At 60.0% G+C, this 16,147-nt stretch carries 9 protein-coding genes; 4 read left to right on the top strand and 5 right to left on the bottom strand.

Annotated features, from left to right (window positions below):
- Nucleotides 1-17: 17 nt before the first annotated feature.
- Both UTM25_RS08460 and UTM25_RS08455 read left to right on the top strand, forming a co-directional pair.
- On the top strand, nucleotides 18-1,154 hold the full coding sequence (locus UTM25_RS08460) for a lactonase family protein (protein ID WP_320714628.1): 1,137 nt from the start codon (nucleotides 18-20) through the stop codon (nucleotides 1,152-1,154).
- A gap of 19 nt (nucleotides 1,155-1,173) precedes the next feature.
- A complete protein-coding gene (locus UTM25_RS08455; RefSeq protein ID WP_194401552.1) occupies nucleotides 1,174-3,084 on the top strand; it encodes a PRD domain-containing protein in 1,911 nt (636 codons plus the stop codon).
- A gap of 32 nt (nucleotides 3,085-3,116) precedes the next feature.
- On the opposite strand, the gene nrdG is transcribed toward UTM25_RS08455, so the two are convergent.
- The 5 genes from nrdG to treR all read right to left on the bottom strand — a co-directional run bounded on the left by nrdG (nucleotide 3,117) and on the right by treR (nucleotide 10,428).
- A complete protein-coding gene (nrdG, locus tag UTM25_RS08450) occupies nucleotides 3,117-3,581 on the bottom strand; it encodes an anaerobic ribonucleoside-triphosphate reductase-activating protein (RefSeq protein ID WP_194401551.1) in 465 nt (154 codons plus the stop codon).
- Nucleotides 3,582-3,723: 142 nt separating this feature from the next.
- Nucleotides 3,724-5,862: an anaerobic ribonucleoside-triphosphate reductase gene (nrdD, locus tag UTM25_RS08445; RefSeq protein WP_023310191.1), complete on the bottom strand. Its 2,139-nt coding sequence runs from the start codon at nucleotides 5,860-5,862 to the stop codon at nucleotides 3,724-3,726.
- A 375-nt stretch (nucleotides 5,863-6,237) separates the two neighbouring features.
- Nucleotides 6,238-7,881 (bottom strand): alpha,alpha-phosphotrehalase, encoded by a 1,644-nt coding sequence (gene treC, locus UTM25_RS08440; RefSeq protein WP_194401550.1) that lies wholly within the window; start codon nucleotides 7,879-7,881, stop codon nucleotides 6,238-6,240.
- Between the two features lie 51 nt (nucleotides 7,882-7,932).
- Complete coding sequence (gene treB, locus UTM25_RS08435) at nucleotides 7,933-9,351, bottom strand: PTS trehalose transporter subunit IIBC (RefSeq protein ID WP_029739268.1); 1,419 nt, start codon at nucleotides 9,349-9,351, stop codon at nucleotides 7,933-7,935.
- A gap of 129 nt (nucleotides 9,352-9,480) precedes the next feature.
- The gene (treR, locus tag UTM25_RS08430; RefSeq protein WP_047174646.1) at nucleotides 9,481-10,428 is read right to left on the bottom strand and encodes a trehalose operon repressor TreR; all 948 of its coding nucleotides are present in this window, start codon (nucleotides 10,426-10,428) and stop codon (nucleotides 9,481-9,483) included.
- A gap of 387 nt (nucleotides 10,429-10,815) precedes the next feature.
- Here treR and mgtA point away from each other — a divergent pair, with 387 nt between their 5' ends.
- Together mgtA and UTM25_RS08420 are read left to right on the top strand one after the other, a co-directional pair.
- Nucleotides 10,816-13,524 carry a magnesium-translocating P-type ATPase gene (gene mgtA, locus UTM25_RS08425; RefSeq protein ID WP_167818966.1) on the top strand — a complete coding sequence of 903 codons (2,709 nt, stop codon included), beginning with the start codon at nucleotides 10,816-10,818 and terminating at the stop codon, nucleotides 13,522-13,524.
- A 210-nt stretch (nucleotides 13,525-13,734) separates the two neighbouring features.
- On the top strand, nucleotides 13,735-16,119 hold the full coding sequence (locus UTM25_RS08420; RefSeq protein ID WP_194401549.1) for a beta-N-acetylhexosaminidase: 2,385 nt from the start codon (nucleotides 13,735-13,737) through the stop codon (nucleotides 16,117-16,119).
- Nucleotides 16,120-16,147 lie beyond the last annotated feature (28 nt).

Genomic DNA, 16,147 nt, shown 5'->3' with positions numbered 1-16,147 from the left:
CACCTGAAGGAGCCACCATGCACACCCGTACCCTGCTTGTTGCTTCACTCTCAATGTTCGCCACCGCCGCTATCGCCCAGCCGCAATACGCCTGGGTGGGCACCTACAACCCCAACGGCGAAGGGCTGTACCGCTTTACCGTTGACCCGCAAAGCGGCGCGCTGGCGAATAAAACGCTGGTGAGCAAGCTGCCGAACGCCGCGCAGCTGGCCGTCTCACGCGACGGCAAAACGCTGTATCTGGCAAGCGAAGTGGAGCAGGGCGTGGTGCAGGCGCTGCGGGTGGGGGATAACGGCCAGCTGAGCGAGCTGAATCAGGTGGCCTCCGGCGGTGCGGGGCCGGTTTACCTGTCGCTGACGCCGAACGGTCGCCATCTTCTGGTGGCAAACTACGTCAGCGGATCTATCGCAGTGCTGCCCGTTAAAGCAGACGGCAGCCTGGGTGAGGCCACGGACACACATCAGGATCAGGGCGAGCCGGGCGCGGCGAAGCCGGAAGCGGCAGCGGAGGGCAGCTTTGCCATCAGCGATCATAACGGCCCCCACGCGCACATGATCGCCGCCGATCCGAGCGGGAAATACGTATTTTCCACCGATCTTGGGCTGGATCGCCTCTACCAGTACCGTTTTGACGATCGAACAGGGAAGCTGACGCCGAACGATCCGCCGTTTATCAGCGCCTCCTCAAAAGGCGCCGGGCCGCGCCACTTTGTCTTTACGCCAAAAGGCGATGCCCTGTGGCTGATTAACGAGGAGGCGTCGACGCTCACCCATTATACCGTGAGCGCTAACGGCACCTTAAAAGAGGGCAAAACGCTTTCAGCCCTGCCGGAGGGTTACAAAGGCACCAGCTTTGCTGCCGGGCTCGCATTAAGCGCCGACGGTAAACAGCTGTATGTGGCTAACCGTTTGCATAACAGCATCGGGCACTTTACCGTAACAGCGGAGGGCACGCTGACGCATCAGGACGACGTGTGGACGCGCGGCGACTACCCGCGCACCCTGACGCTCGATAAACAGGGACGCTGGCTGTACGTCATGAACCAGCGCAGCGACAACATTACCCGTTTCCGCGTCGGTCAGGACGGCAAGCTCAGCTTCGAACCGGACTACACGCCGGTCGGCAGCCCATCCCAGATGGTCATTTCACCTTAAGCCGTAAGAGGACAACCCCGTGCGATTTCCGAACCAACGTTTAGCGCAACTTTTCGATCTGTTGCAAAACGAGACGCTGCCGCAGGACGAGCTGGCGCAGCGGTTGTCGGTCTCCACGCGAACCGTCCGTGCCGATATCACCGCCCTGAACGCGCTGCTGGCGAGCCACGGCGCGCAGTTTATATTGAGCCGGGGCAATGGCTATCAGCTCAAAATTAATGATGTGGTGCGCTACCAGCAGCTACAGGCATCCCACCCGCGCGCGCTGCGTATTCCCCGGACCGGGCCGGAGCGCGTGCATTATCTGGTGGTGCGTTTTCTGACTTCGGCATTTTCCCTCAAGCTCGAGGATCTGGCGGACGAGTGGTTTGTCAGCCGCGCCACGCTGCAGAGCGACATGGCGGAAGTCCGCGAGTGGTTCCATCGCTATAACCTGACGCTGGAAACGCGTCCGCGCCACGGCATGAAGCTGTTTGGCAGCGAGATGTCGACCCGCGCCTGCCTGACCGATCTGCTCTGGGAGCTGGCGCAGCAGGATAGCCTGAACCCGCTGGTGACCGACGTGGCGCTGAATGCAGGCGTGGCGGAGCAGATGGTGCCCGTGCTGCACGAGGCGCTGACGCGTCATCACATCCGTCTGACCGATGAAGGCGAGCTGTTCCTGCGCCTGTACTGCGCGGTGTCGGTGCGCCGCATCAGCGAGGGCTATCCGCTGCCGGAATTCCACGCCGAAGACGTGGAAGAGAACGTGCGCGAGGCGGCGAAGGATATCGCCGTCACTATCCAGCAGCTGGCGGGCAAAGCGCTTTCGCCGTCGGAGGAGAGCTGGCTCTGCGTGCACATTGCGGCGCGGCAGATTCAGGAGATAGCGCCGAGCGCCATTAACGCCGACGACGACGAAGCGCTGGTCAACTACATCCTGCGCTATATCAACACCCACTATAACTACAATCTGCTCAGCGACGCGCAGCTGCACGCGGACCTGCTTACGCACATCAAAACCATGATCACCCGCGTGCGGTATCAAATCATGATCCCCAATCCGCTGCTGGATAACATCAAGCAGCACTACCCGATGGCGTGGGATATGACCCTCGCGGCGGTGTCGAACTGGGGAAAATACACGCCTTATGTGATCAGCGAAAACGAAATTGGCTTCCTGGTGCTGCATATCGGCGTCGGGCTGGAGCGCCATTACAACATCGGCTACCAGCGTCAGCCGCGCGTGTTGCTGGTGTGCGACGCAGGTAATGCCATGGTCCGCATGATTGAAGCGGTGCTGCAGCGCAAGTACCCGCAAATTGAGGTGGCCCGCACGCTCACCCTGCGCGAGTACGAGCTGGCGGAAACGATTAGCGAAGACTTTGTGATCGCCACCGCCCGCGTCAGCGAAAAGTCCAAACCGGTGGTGACGATCGCCCCGTTCCCGACCGACTATCAGTTAGAGCAGATCGGCAAGCTGGTGCTGGTGGACCGCACCCGTCCGTGGATGCTGGATAAATACTTCGACGCGACCCATTTCCGCATTATCGACAAGCCCGTTGACCAGCAAACGCTGTTTCGCGAGCTGTGCGCGCAGCTTGAAGGCGAGGGGTTTGTCGGCGCGGAGTTCCTGGATTCGGTTGTTGAGCGTGAAGCCATCGTCAGCACCATGCTCGGCGACGGCATCGCGCTGCCGCACTCCCTCGGCCTTTTAGCGCAGAAAACCGTGGTCTATACCGTGCTCGCCCCGCACGGCGTTCAGTGGGGAGACGAAACCGCGCACGTCATCTTCCTGCTCGCCATCAGCAAAAGCGAATACGAAGAGGCGATGGCGATTTACGATATCTTCGTCACCTTCCTGCGTGAACGGGCAATGTCGCGGCTCTGTAGCTGCAGTGACTTTGCCGAATTTAAGGCGGTGGCAATGGAGAGTTTGAGTCGGTTTTGAGGTAAGGGCGGACAGACAACATCCGCCTTTGTTCAACGCAGATGATGCACAACCTGGTTGCTGCTGCCGCGCCAGATGAGCGCCGGGTCTTTTAAATCCTGCACGAACTTGCCGTCGACCAGGACGTTAATCTGATCCACCACTTCCATTTGCTGCGCGTTCAGCTCTTCCAGCCTGTAGCCTGTCCAGACCCAGATATCTTTTCCCGCACACTCTGCCCGAATGCGTTTTACCAGCTTCAGGATATCCGGCACGTTTTGAGGATGCAGCGGATCGCCGCCGGAGAGCGAGATCCCCTGGCGTTTGATGCGCGTGTCGTTAAGGTCGTTGACGATCCGGTCTTCCATTTCAGGGGTGAACGGCATGCCGGAATTTAAGCGCCAGGTGCTTTTGTTATAGCAGCCGGGGCATTCGTGGACGCAGCCTGAGACGAACAGGGTGCAGCGGGTGCCGGGGCCGTTGACGATGTCGACGGGGTAGTATTGGTGATAATTCATAGCGTTAACCTGATGCCCTCACCCCGGCCCTCTCCCACGGGGAGAGGGAGAAAACCGGAGTCAGGCTTAGCAATGTGCTCGATCGGTTCCCTCTCCCTTGAGGGAGAGGGGTAGGGTGAGGGGGAGAACCCTGCGCAAGAACTTACCCGATCTGCCCATTCCCCAAATGCTTCACGCGGCGCTTCACCTCTTCCTGCTTGCCGGCGTTAAACGGACGCGCGTCCGGGCTGCCGAGATAGCCGCACACGCGACGGGTCACGGAGACACGAGCCGCATCGTGGTTGCCGCATTTCGGGCAGGTAAAGCCTTTGCTCGTACACTCGAACTCGCCGGTAAAGCCGCACTCGTAGCACTCGTCGATTGGCGTGTTGGTCCCGTAATACGGCACGTGCTGATAGCTGTAATCCCACACGTCTTCCAGCGCCTTCAGGTTGTGCTGAATGTTCGGGTACTCGCCGTAGCAGATGAAGCCGCCGCTAGCGATCGGCGGATACGCCGCTTCGAAGTCGATCTTGTCGTAAGGATTCACCTTTTTCTCCACGTCGAGGTGGAAGCTGTTGGTGTAATATCCTTTGTCGGTCACGCCTTCCACGATCCCGAACTCGGCGGTGTCCAGACGGCAGAAGCGGTCGCACAGGTTCTCGCTCGGCGTGCTGTAGAGGCTAAACCCGTAGCCGGTTTCCTCTTTCCACTGGTCTACCGCGTCGCGCAGGCGCTGAACGATGGCGATGCCTTTTTCGCGCAGGGCCTCGCTGTCGTACATATGCGTATCGCCCGCCAATGCGTTGATGGTCTCGTGAATACCGATATAGCCCAGCGAAATCGACGCGCGACCGTTTTTGAAGATCTCAGACACGTCATCGTCCGCTTTCAGACGCACTCCGCAGGCCCCTTCCATATAGAGGATCGGCGCGACGCGGGCTTTGACCCCTTCAAGGCGCGCAATGCGGGTCATCAGCGCCTTACGCGCCAGCTGCAGACGCTCGTCCAGCAGCGTCCAGAATTCCGCTTCATTGCCTTTCGCCTCCAGCGCGATGCGCGGCAGGTTCAGGCTGATGACGCCCAGGTTGTTGCGCCCGTCGTGGATCTGCTCGCCGTTTTCATCTTCGTACACGCCGAGGAAGCTGCGGCAGCCCATTGGCGTTTTAAACGAGCCGGTCACTTTCACGACCTGATCGTAGTTCAGGATGTCCGGGTACATGCGCTTGCTCGCGCACTCCAGCGCCAGCTGTTTGATGTCGTAGTTCGGATCGCCAAATTTGTGGTTCAGGCCGTCGCGAATGGCAAACACCAGTTTCGGGAACACCGCCGTTTTGCGGTTCTTGCCGAGGCCGGAAATGCGGTTGCGCAGGATGGACTGCTGGATCAGGCGTGATTCCCAGCTGGTGCCCAGACCAAACCCGAAGGTTACAAACGGCGTCTGGCCGTTGGCGGTATGCAGCGTGTTCACCTCATACTCCAGCGACTGGAAGGCGTCGTAGCACTCTTTCTCAGTGCGGGAATGCGCGTAGCCGTCGGCGTCCGGAATCTGCCACTCTTCGGCCGTTTTACGATGCTTGTTGAAGCTTGCCGTCACGAACGGGGCCAGCACTTCATCAATGCGGTTAATCGTGGTGCCGCCATAAATATGGCTGGCGACCTGGGCGATAATCTGCGCGGTGACGGCGGTGGCCGTGGAGATTGATTTTGGCGGTTCAATCTCGGCGTTACCCATTTTAAAACCGTGGGTCAGCATGCCCTTCAGGTCGATCAGCATGCAGTTGAACATCGGGAAGAACGGCGAATAGTCGAGATCGTGGTAGTGAATTTCACCACGCTCGTGCGCCGAGACCACGTCGCGCGGCAGCAGGTGCTGGCGGGCATAGTGTTTGGCGACGATACCGGCCAGCAGGTCGCGCTGGGTCGGGATCACTTTACTGTCTTTGTTGGCGTTTTCATTGAGCAGGGCGGAGTTGGTCTGCTCCACCAGGCCACGGATCTCCTGATTCAGACGACCGCGCTTCTCACGCTGCACGTCACGATCGTGACGGTACTCAATGTAGGCGCGCGCCAGCTGCTTGTAAGGCCCCGCCATCAGCTGGTTCTCAACCGCGGTCTGGATCTCGTTGATATCGACCTGGCTGCGTTCGTTCATCTGGCTGCTAACGACTTCTGCGACGGTGGCGCAGTAATCTGCGTCATCGACTCCCGCTGCTTTAGCTGCACGCAGAATGGCTTCCTGAATGCGCTCTGATTTAAACGGCACTTTACAGCCATCACGTTTCATCACATGCGGTGTCATGATCACTCCATTTTTGAAAACAGGTTATCCACAGAGGTGGGGAAGTCATAGCCGGGCGTATTCCCCGTCGGGCCAAAGACTTCCCGCGTTCCCAGCTCGTGTTATCCACAATTCCGGCCAGCGTAAGCGCCGTCTTGTTGTTGGAATAGTAGACGATAAATACAAGATGTTGGGTCGGCGTGCATTTTAAGTGCTACATATAGTGATTTGCATCAAACATGTTTGCGATTTATTTGATGCAGAACAAAGTAAAAAGACGAGAGTACAAACGACGGGCGCTTCAGCGATTGTAAAGGCGTGCGAGAAAAATCTGATTAATTATTCAACAAAAACAGTAAAGTAAGCCGGGTGCTGAGCCGCACCCGGCAGGGAAGGTTACTGCTGCAACCACCAGACGGCTTCAAACGGACGCAGCGACGTCGTTTGCGGTGCCGGGTAGTTACTCATCAGCACCTGCGACCTATCGCTGAGAGCGTCTGTCTGCCATTCCTGAGGCGTATTGCTCAGGTTCGCCACCACCATCAGCGTCTGCCCCTGCCACTGACGGCGATAGCACCAAAGGGAAGGATGCTCCGGCAGGAGATCCTCATAATCTCCCCACGTCAGCACCGGCAGGGTTTTACGCAGGCCGATCAGCGACTGGTAGGTGTAGAACACCGAATCCGGGTCGTCGAGCGCGGCGCAGGCGTTCACCGTCTCGTAATTGTCGCAGACCCCAATCCACGGCTCGCCCTCGGTAAAGCCCGCATTGTGCGAAGCGTCCCACTGCATTGGGGTTCGCCCGTTATCGCGGGACTTACTCGCCAGAATCGCCAGCAATTCCTCAGGCTCGCGGCCGTTGGCGCGCAGTTCGGCGAACATATTCAGGCTCTCCACGTCGCGGTAATCGGTGATGCGGCTGAAGTGCGGGTTAGTCATCCCCAGCTCTTCGCCCTGGTAGATATACGGCGTGCCCTGCATGCCGTGCAGCACCATGCCGAGCATCTTCGCGGCCTGAACGCGATACTCTCCTTCGTCACCAAAGCGCGACACGATGCGCGGCTGATCGTGGTTACACCAGAACAGCGCGTTCCAGGCTTTGTTGTGCATCCCCTGCTGCCAGTGGCGGAAGAGGGTTTTTAGCGCCACGAAGTCCGGCTTCGCCTTCGTCCACTTTTCACCGCCGGGGTAGTCTACCTTCAGGTGGTGGAAGTTAAAGGTCATCGACAGCTCGCTGCCGTCGAGCGAGGCGTACTGCTGGCAGTTCTCCAGCGAGGTCGAGGACATCTCGCCCACCGTCATCAGGTTGCGCGGGGAGAAGACGTCGCGGCTCATCTCCTGCAGATATTCGTGAACGCGCGGCCCGTCGGTGTAGAAGCGGCGACCGTCTCCGGCGTTGTCGTCCGGGAAATCCTGGTCTTTTGAAATCAGGTTAATCACGTCGAGACGCAAGCCGTCCACGCCGCGATCGGCCCAGAACTCGCACACCTTTTTCAGCTCGGCGCGCACTTCAGGGTTTTCCCAGTTGAGGTCCGCCTGCTCCGGGGCGAACAGGTGCAGGTAATACTGCTCGCTCTCGGCGTGCCAGCGCCAGGCGTTGCCGCCAAACTTGGAGCGCCAGTTGTTGGGAAGCTGCTCCGGCGTGCCGTCGCGCCAGATGTAGAACTGGCGGTACGGACTCTCTTTGTTCAGCGACTCGCGGAACCAGGCGTGCTGCGTGGAGGTGTGGTTAAACACCATGTCCAGGACAATGCGGATGCCGCGCTCGTGCGCCTCGGCAACCAGCTCGTCGAAATCATCCAGCGTGCCGTAGGCCGGGTCGATGGCGGTGTAATTCGCCACGTCGTAGCCGTTATCCACCTGCGGGGAGATATAAAACGGCGTCAGCCAGATGGCGTCGATGCCGAGGGTTTTCAGGTAGTCCAGGCGCTGCGTCACGCCGCGCAGATCGCCGGTGCCGCTGCCGGTGGTGTCCTGGAAACTCTTTGGATAAATCTGATAGATGACGCCGTTCTGCCACCAGTGAGGAAGGGTATTCATAATGCGTTCCTGCAAATGCGAAGGGGCGCAACTGCGCCCCGAAAGAAGAAGTTAAACAATCTGCAGCGAGCCCTGACGGAACTTACGCTGGTAAACCACGGTGGTGAGCGCCATTGGGACGATGATCGCGATGGCCATCGCCAGGGCAAACACCTGCCAGTAAGCGGGCTGGATGGAGAGGATGCCCGGCAGACCGCCGACGCCAATCCCGTTCGCCATCACGCCGTTCAGACCACACACCAGGCCAGCCAGACCGGAACCGATCATAGCGCAGAGCATCGGGAAGCGGTATTTAAGGTTGATACCGTACATCGCCGGTTCGGTGACGCCGAGGTAGGCGGAGATGGCTGCCGGAACGGAGATCTCACGCTCGTTGTGCTTGCGGCTGACGATGATGATGCCGGTAACCGCCGACGCCTGTGCAATGTTAGACAGGGCGATAATCGGCCAGACCGGCGTGCCGCCGAGGCTCTGGATCATCTGCATGTCGATAGCCAGCGTGGTCTGGTGCACGCCGGTGATCACCAGCGGGGCGTACAGGAAGCCAAACAGCGCGGCACCAATCGGCGCGAAGCTGCCGGTCATCAGGTGACGGACCGCGAAGGCCACGCCGTCGCCGATCATGCGGCCAAACGGACCGATAAAGGCGTGTGCCAGGAACACCGCCAGGATCAGCGAGCAGACCGGCACCACCACCAGATAGAGGTAATCCGGCACGATGCGCTTCAGGCGCGTTTCAATAAAGCCCAGCGCCAGACCCGCCAGCAGGGCCGGAATAACCTGCGCCTGATAGCCCACTTTGGCGATGGTAAACAGGCCGAAGTTCCACACCTCAGGCACCTGCTGACCAAGTAAGTAAGCGTTCATTAACTGTGGAGAGACCAGCGTGACGCCCAGCACGATTCCAAGAATCGGCGTGCCGCCCATTTTGCGCACCGCGGACCAGCAAATCCCGACCGGCAGATAGAAGAAGATGGCTTCGCCAATCAGCCACAGGAAGTCGTAAACGGTTTTCAGCGCCGGATACATCTGCGCCAGGGTTTTGCCGTCGCTCATCGGCACATCGCCGATGACGTTACGGAAGCCTAAGATTAAGCCCCCGCTGATCAGCGCGGGCAGCAGCGGGAAGAAAATTTCCGCGAAGTGGGAAATCAGCTGCTCGTGCCACTTCATATTCTGGCGCGCAGCCTTCTTCGCCTGCTCTTTATCGGCGGAGGAGTGCCCGGTTGTCGCCAGCAGAGCCTGATAGTAATCGCCCACTTCGGTACCAATAACGACCTGGAACTGCCCGGCGTTGGTGAAGCAGCCTTTGACCATGGAAAGTTCTTCAATGGCCTTCGGGTTGGCTTTGGCCGGATCGTTCAGCACGAAGCGCAGGCGGGTAATGCAATGGCTGACGGTAGCGATGTTTTCGCGGCCACCGACCAGGACGATCAGCCGATCGATATCTGCTTGTTTGACTTTACTCATCATGAAACCTCATGACAGATGGTGAGAGGGTGTAATGACCTGAGCGCAAGCCTACTCCTTCAGCGTGACGGCGAAAATGGGAACGTTCCCGAAATCAGGCGAAGATCACAATAATCTGTTTTAGAGGGGTTACGAAAGGTGAGCGGGAATGACGATCTGACGAGGCTCTGAACGCCCGTTTATCTGCTCGATCAGCTGCGCGGCGGCCTGTCTGCCGGACTCGGCGTAGCCCGGATCGACGGTGATGATCTCCGGGTGCAGGAACTTCATCAGCGGCGTGCTGCCGACGCTCGCCACCTGCAGGTTATCGATGCGCTGCTCCTGCAGATATTTGCTCGCACCCAGCGCCAGGGTATCCGTGGCGCACACCAGCGCGGTGGTCTGCGGCGTCAGAACGCTGGCGGCCTGCTCGTAGCCCTGCTTCATGCCCAGCCCCGGCAGGGAGGCAACGGCGGAGAGATTGTGCTTTTTGCAAAAAGCCAGGTAGGCCTCATGACGGCGCTTGCCGGTGGTGACGTCCGCGTGCGGGACGCCGAGGAAGCTGATGTGGCGATGGCCTTCGTCAAACAGGCGCTGCATCAGGGTGATAATCGCGCCCTCGTCGTCATAGCAAACGGAGGCAAACCCGTGTGCATCTCGCGCCAGCAGCACCAGCGAAGGCTGCCAGGGTTTTAGCATCTCGTCCTTAATGCCGGTAAAACCGAACAGCACCACGCCGTCAATGTTGCGCCGCTGGAGCATGCCCAGATGCTCTTCAACCAGCTGCACAGAGAACTGACTCTCCATCATGATCGGATCATACCCCTGCTCGTAGAAGGCGGGCAGCATGGTCTGCACGGCGAGATTTTCCGACAGAGAGTCCAGACGCGAGACAATGATGGCGACGACTTTATCACTCTGCCCGCGCATGGCGCGCGCGGAGCGGGAAGGGGAAAAACCGTGCTGATTCATGACCGCCTCAACGCGCTCGCGGGTGCGTTCGCTGACGCCGCTTTCGTTGTTCAGCACGCGTGAGACGGTCGATTTCCCCACGCCGCTTAAACGCGCGATGTCTTTAATTGTAAGGCGGTTCTGCATGCTGTATTCCCTGTAACAACGACGATGTAGTGAATTGAGCCTAATGCTATAGCGCGATTTCGCTATGGGCAAAGTCTGGTTTACGTTCGGTTTATTTGCAGGGGGGTATAATACCGCCCGAATCGTCATAAAGGGTATGCCTAAATCCCTGTACTGCGCGGCGACACCCTACTTTTTACTTACCGGAGGCTTCATGGATCCCGATCCCACACCTCTCCTGAACGGGAGAATGCGTTCTTTCCGGTAAGCCAGCTTTTGCTGTCTCACCGGCGTGAGGCAGCAACGTCTTAAACGTTCCTGCTTGAAAAATTGAGTGCCTCTCAGGTACGGCTTTGCCACGCCTGAAGGAATTGCTGCGTCCGCATTCGCGGATGCGGAGGAATGACTATGTTTAAAAATATCACCCGGCAGCTGCAGGCCCTGCTGAGCCGCCACCTGCCACACCGTCTTGTTCAGCGCGACCCGCTGCCAAACGCCAAAAACATGGCGGGGGCGGCGATCCCCGCGTCCCTGACCGAACGCTGCCTGAACGTGGCGGCGATGGATGAAAACGAAGTCTGGCGCGCGTTCGGCGGACACCCGGAAGGGCTCAACGCGGCCGAAGTGGAAAAAATCCGCGCCGTGCACGGCGATAACCAGATCCCGGCGCAAAAGCCGTCTCCGTGGTGGGTGCACCTGTGGCTCTGCTACCGCAACCCGTTCAACCTGCTGCTGACCGTGCTCGGCCTCATCTCCTACGCGACGGAAGATCTGTTTGCCGCAGGGGTGATTGCCCTGATGGTGGGTATCTCCACGCTGCTGAACTTTATTCAGGAGGCCCGCTCCACCAAAGCGGCGGACGCCCTGAAGGCGATGGTCAGCAACACCGCGACCGTCTCGCGCGTGATTAACGATCTCGGCGAAAACGCCTGGGTGGAGCTGCCTATCGACCAGCTGGTGCCGGGCGATCTGGTGAAGCTGGCCGCGGGGGACATGATCCCGGCGGATTTACGCATCATCCAGGCGCGCGATTTGTTCGTGGCGCAGGCCTCGCTGACCGGGGAATCCCTGCCCGTTGAAAAGGTAGCTCGCAGCCGCGACCCGCAGCAGATGAACCCGCTCGAGTGCGACACCCTGTGCTTTATGGGCACCACGGTGGTCAGCGGCACCGCGCAGGCTATTGTCACCGCCACCGGGGGCAACACCTGGTTTGGACAGCTTGCCGGGCGCGTCAGCGAGCAGGAGAGCGAGCCAAACGCCTTCCAGAAAGGGATTGGCCGCGTCAGCATGCTGCTGATCCGCTTTATGATGGTGATGACGCCGATCGTGCTGCTGATCAACGGCTACACCAAAGGCGACTGGTGGGAAGCGGCGCTGTTTGCGCTCTCCGTGGCCGTCGGCCTGACGCCGGAAATGCTGCCGATGATCGTCACCTCCACGCTGGCGCGCGGGGCGGTAAAGCTCTCTAAACAGAAAGTGATCGTCAAACACCTCGACGCCATCCAGAACTTTGGCGCGATGGACATCCTCTGCACCGATAAAACCGGCACCCTGACGCAGGACAAAATCGTGCTGGAGAACCACACCGATATCTCCGGCAAAACCAGCGAGCGCGTCCTGCACAGCGCGTGGCTGAACAGCCATTACCAGACCGGGCTGAAAAACCTGCTCGACGTCGCGGTGCTGGAAGGGGTGGACGAGGAATCCGCCCGCACGCTCTCCGGCCGCTGGCAGAAGGTGGATGAGATCCCGTTTGACTTCGAGCGCCGCCGCATGTCGGTGGTGGTGAGCGAGCAGACGGACGTGCACCAGCTGATCTGCAAAGGGGCGCTGCAGGAGATCCTCAACGTGTCGACGCAGGTTCGCTATAACGGCGACATCGTGCCGCTGGACGACACCATGCTGCGCCGCATCAGGCGCGTCACCGACAACCTGAACCGTCAGGGGCTGCGCGTGGTGGCGGTCGCGAGCAAGTTCCTGCCCGCGCGCGAGGGTGACTATCAGCGTATCGATGAATCCGATCTGATCCTCGAGGGCTACATCGCCTTCCTCGATCCGCCGAAAGAGACCACCGCGCCGGCGCTGAAGGCGCTGAAGGCGAGCGGTATTACCGTCAAAATTCTCACCGGCGACAGCGAGCTGGTGGCGGCCAAAGTGTGCCATGAAGTGGGGCTGGACGCGGGTGACGTGGTGGTGGGGAGCGATATTGAGCACCTGTCCGACGATGAGCTGGCTAAGCTTGCCCAGCGTACCACGCTGTTTGCCCGCCTGACGCCGATGCACAAAGAGCGCATCGTCACCCTGCTTAAGCGTGAAGGGCACGTGGTCGGCTTTATGGGCGACGGCATCAACGACGCGCCCGCGCTGCGTGCGGCGGACATCGGTATCTCCGTCGATGGCGCGGTGGATATCGCCCGCGAGGCGGCGGATATCATTCTGCTGGAAAAGAGCCTAATGGTGCTGGAGGAGGGCGTGATCGAAGGACGCCGCACCTTTGCCAACATGCTCAAGTACATCAAAATGACCGCCAGCTCCAACTTCGGTAACGTCTTCAGCGTGCTGGTGGCGAGCGCGTTTCTGCCGTTCCTGCCGATGCTGCCGCTGCACCTGCTGATCCAGAACCTGATGTACGACGTGTCTCAGGTAGCGATCCCGTTTGATAACGTGGACGACGAGCAGATCCAGAAGCCGCAGCACTGGAACCCGGCGGATCTCGGGCGCTTTATGCTGTTCTTTGGGCCGATCAGCTCCATCTTCGACATTCTGACGTTCTGCCTGATGTGGTTTGTGTTCCACGCCAACACCCCGGAACACCAGACGCTGTTCCAGTCCGGCTGGTTTGTGGTAGGTCTGCTGTCGCAGACGCTGATTGTGCATATGATCCGCACCCGCCGCATTCCGTTCATCCAGAGCCGTGCCGCGTGGCCGCTGATTGTGATGACGGGGATTGTGATGGCGCTCGGTATCGCGCTGCCGTTCTCGCCGCTGGCAGGCTACCTGCAGCTGCAGGCGCTGCCGCTGAGCTACTTCCCGTGGCTGGTGGCAATCCTTGCGGGCTATATGGTGCTGACGCAGATGGTGAAAGGATTCTATGCGCGTCGGTATGGATGGCAGTAAAAACATATCCTCACCCTAACCCTCTCCCTGGAAGGGAGAGGGGACCGCTCGGTGCCGCCTTTCACCCTCGCCCATTGGCGGAGAGGGGACTGGCTTTCCTCCCAAATTCAACAACCTGTGATCTCCGTCGGCGCATTCGCTTGACGACAAATTGAGCGCATGTTAACAGAATGTTTTGCCTTTATTTGGCCCGTCAGATAAGGAACATTCATGTTACGGTACAGTCTCTTAACCGCCGGGCTGATGCTCGGCGCCTCTGCCTTTGCCGCCCCGGCAGGCGATCTCCCTTTGATGCCCTGGCCTGCCAAGGTCGAACGCCCGACGACCCAGGGCGCGCTGGTGCTCAGCAACAACGTATCCATTAGCGTCAGCGGGGACGATCTCGGTGACGCCGTCAACCGCCTGCGCCAGCGCATGGCCCTGCAAACCGGCTGGACGCTGCAGCCGCAGGCCGACAAGCCTGAAAAGCCGACCATTCGCATCGCGGTTGCCAAAAAGGTCAAGCCGCAGCCGCTGCCGGACAGCGATGAAAGCTACAGGCTCACGGTGGATGCCAACGGCGTCGATATCTCCGCCAACACCCGCTTCGGCGCGCTGCGCGCCATGGAAACGCTGCTCCAGCTGATGCAGAACGGCGCGGAAAACACCTCGCTGCCGTGGGTCACCATTGAAGATTCGCCGCGCTTCCCGTGGCGCGGGCTGCTGCTCGACTCGGCGCGTCACTTTATCCCGCTGTCGGATATCAAACGTCAGATCGACGGCATGGCCGCGGCGAAGCTCAACGTCCTGCACTGGCACCTGACCGATGACCAGGGCTGGCGCTTCAGCTCGAAGCGCTACCCTAAGCTGACGCAGCTTGCCAGCGACGGGCTGTACTACACGCCTGAGCAAATGCGCGAGGTGGTGCGTTACGCCGCCGAGCGCGGTATCCGCGTGGTGCCGGAGATCGACATGCCGGGCCACGCCTCGGCGATTGCCGTGGCCTACCCGGAGCTGATGAGCGCCCCGGGGCCGTACGGAATGGAGCGCCACTGGGGCGTGCTGAAGCCGGTGCTGGATCCGACAAAAGACGCAACTTACGCTTTTGCCGACGCGATGGTCAGCGAACTGGCGGCGATCTTCCCCGATCCGTATCTGCATATCGGCGGTGACGAGGTCGACGACAGCCAGTGGAAAGCGAACGCCGCGATCCAGAATTTCATGCGCGACAACAGGCTGGCGGACAGCCACGCGCTGCAGGCGTATTTCAACCGCAAGCTGGAAACGATCCTTGAGAAGCATCACCGTCAGATGGTCGGCTGGGACGAGATCTATCATCCCGACCTGCCGAAAAGCATTCTGATCCAGTCCTGGCAGGGCCAGGACGCGCTGGGGCAGGTGGCGCAGAACGGCTACAAGGGCATTCTCTCCACCGGCTTCTATCTCGACCAGCCCCAGTCCACCGCCTATCACTACCGCAACGAAATTGTCCCGCAGGGGCTGAACGGCGTGGATGTGATTGCAGACACCGACAGCGTCCAGAGCTGGGCCTTTTCCATGCCGCGCCTGAAGGGCAAGCCGGTGGAGGGGAGCTTCACGCTGGTGAAAGGGGACGCAGGCTGGCGCGGGTTTATTGATTTTGCCGGGAAATCCCGCCGCGCGGTGCAGGATATTGAATGGCGTGACGATAGCCAGGTGACCTTCACCGTCGATACGTGGATGGGCGAGACGCGCCCGGTGGTCTCCGTCGATAACGACAGGCTCACCGGCTATTTCCTGGTGGGGAATACGCGTTACCCAATCAGCGGCACGCGTCTGGACGCGGTGCCGAAAGGCATTCCGCCCGTCGTGCCGGACGTGGCGAATCAGGCCAACCTGCTCGGCGGGGAAGCCGCGCTGTGGGCGGAAAACGTGGTGGCGCCGGTTCTGGATATCCGCCTGTGGCCGCGCACCTTCGCGGTGGCGGAGAGGCTGTGGTCCGCGCAGGACGTCAACGACGTCGATAACATGTACACCCGCCTGCAGGCGATGGACAGCTGGTCGACGGTGTCGGTCGGGCTGCAGCAGCATACCCAGCAGCAGGTGCAGTTCACGCGCCTTGCCGGTAATGCCGACACGCTGTCGCTGCTGATCCTCGCTCAGGCGGTAGAGCCCGCGCAGTATTACACCCGCCAGCACCTGAAGTTCCAGGCGGGAAATTATCATCAGTTCGAACCGCTCAACCGCTTCGCCGATGCGCTGAACGCCGAAAGCGCCACCGTGCGCCAGATGCACAAATGGGCGGCCCGCCTGGTGAGCGATGCGGAAGACGCGGAAAGCGCCGACGCGCTGCGCCACGTCTTTAACCGCTGGCAGAGCAACACCAGCGACGCGCTGGCGTTAAGCGAAAACAGCTATCAGCTGAAGGCGATGAAGCCGGTGATCCAGGAGGTGGATAAGCTGGCCTCGATTGGCCTGAGGCTGACGGATCTGGTGGCGCGCCAGGGCACGCTGGATGATAAAGAGATAGCCTCGATTCAGAGCGAGCTGGATAACGCGGCCAAGGTTCAGGACGAGGTGGTGATTGCGGCGGTGTATCCGCTGGAGACGCTGCTGCGCGCGACGCGGAATCAGTAGCAAGCAACAAAAAAGGCAGCCTGGGCTG

Origin of the sequence: Enterobacter sp. 61D5 (assembly GCF_034107965.1) — a bacterium.
In the GTDB taxonomy this organism is placed as follows: Bacteria; Pseudomonadota; Gammaproteobacteria; order Enterobacterales; family Enterobacteriaceae; genus Enterobacter; species Enterobacter cloacae_M.
This window is presented reverse-complemented; position numbering and strand designations above follow the sequence as displayed.

Excerpts from the sequence above, each read along its gene's own strand:
- UTM25_RS08460 (WP_320714628.1), top strand. The coding sequence starts at position 18 with ATGCACACCCGTACCCTGCTTGTTGCTTCACTCTCAATGTTCGCCACC.
- nrdG (WP_194401551.1), bottom strand. The coding sequence starts at position 3,581 with ATGAATTATCACCAATACTACCCCGTCGACATCGTCAACGGCCCCGGC.
- nrdD (WP_023310191.1), bottom strand. The coding sequence starts at position 5,862 with ATGACACCGCATGTGATGAAACGTGATGGCTGTAAAGTGCCGTTTAAA.
- treC (WP_194401550.1), bottom strand. The coding sequence starts at position 7,881 with ATGAATACCCTTCCTCACTGGTGGCAGAACGGCGTCATCTATCAGATT.
- treB (WP_029739268.1), bottom strand. The coding sequence starts at position 9,351 with ATGAGTAAAGTCAAACAAGCAGATATCGATCGGCTGATCGTCCTGGTC.
- treR (WP_047174646.1), bottom strand. The coding sequence starts at position 10,428 with ATGCAGAACCGCCTTACAATTAAAGACATCGCGCGTTTAAGCGGCGTG.
- mgtA (WP_167818966.1), top strand. The coding sequence starts at position 10,816 with ATGTTTAAAAATATCACCCGGCAGCTGCAGGCCCTGCTGAGCCGCCAC.
- UTM25_RS08420 (WP_194401549.1), top strand. The coding sequence starts at position 13,735 with ATGTTACGGTACAGTCTCTTAACCGCCGGGCTGATGCTCGGCGCCTCT.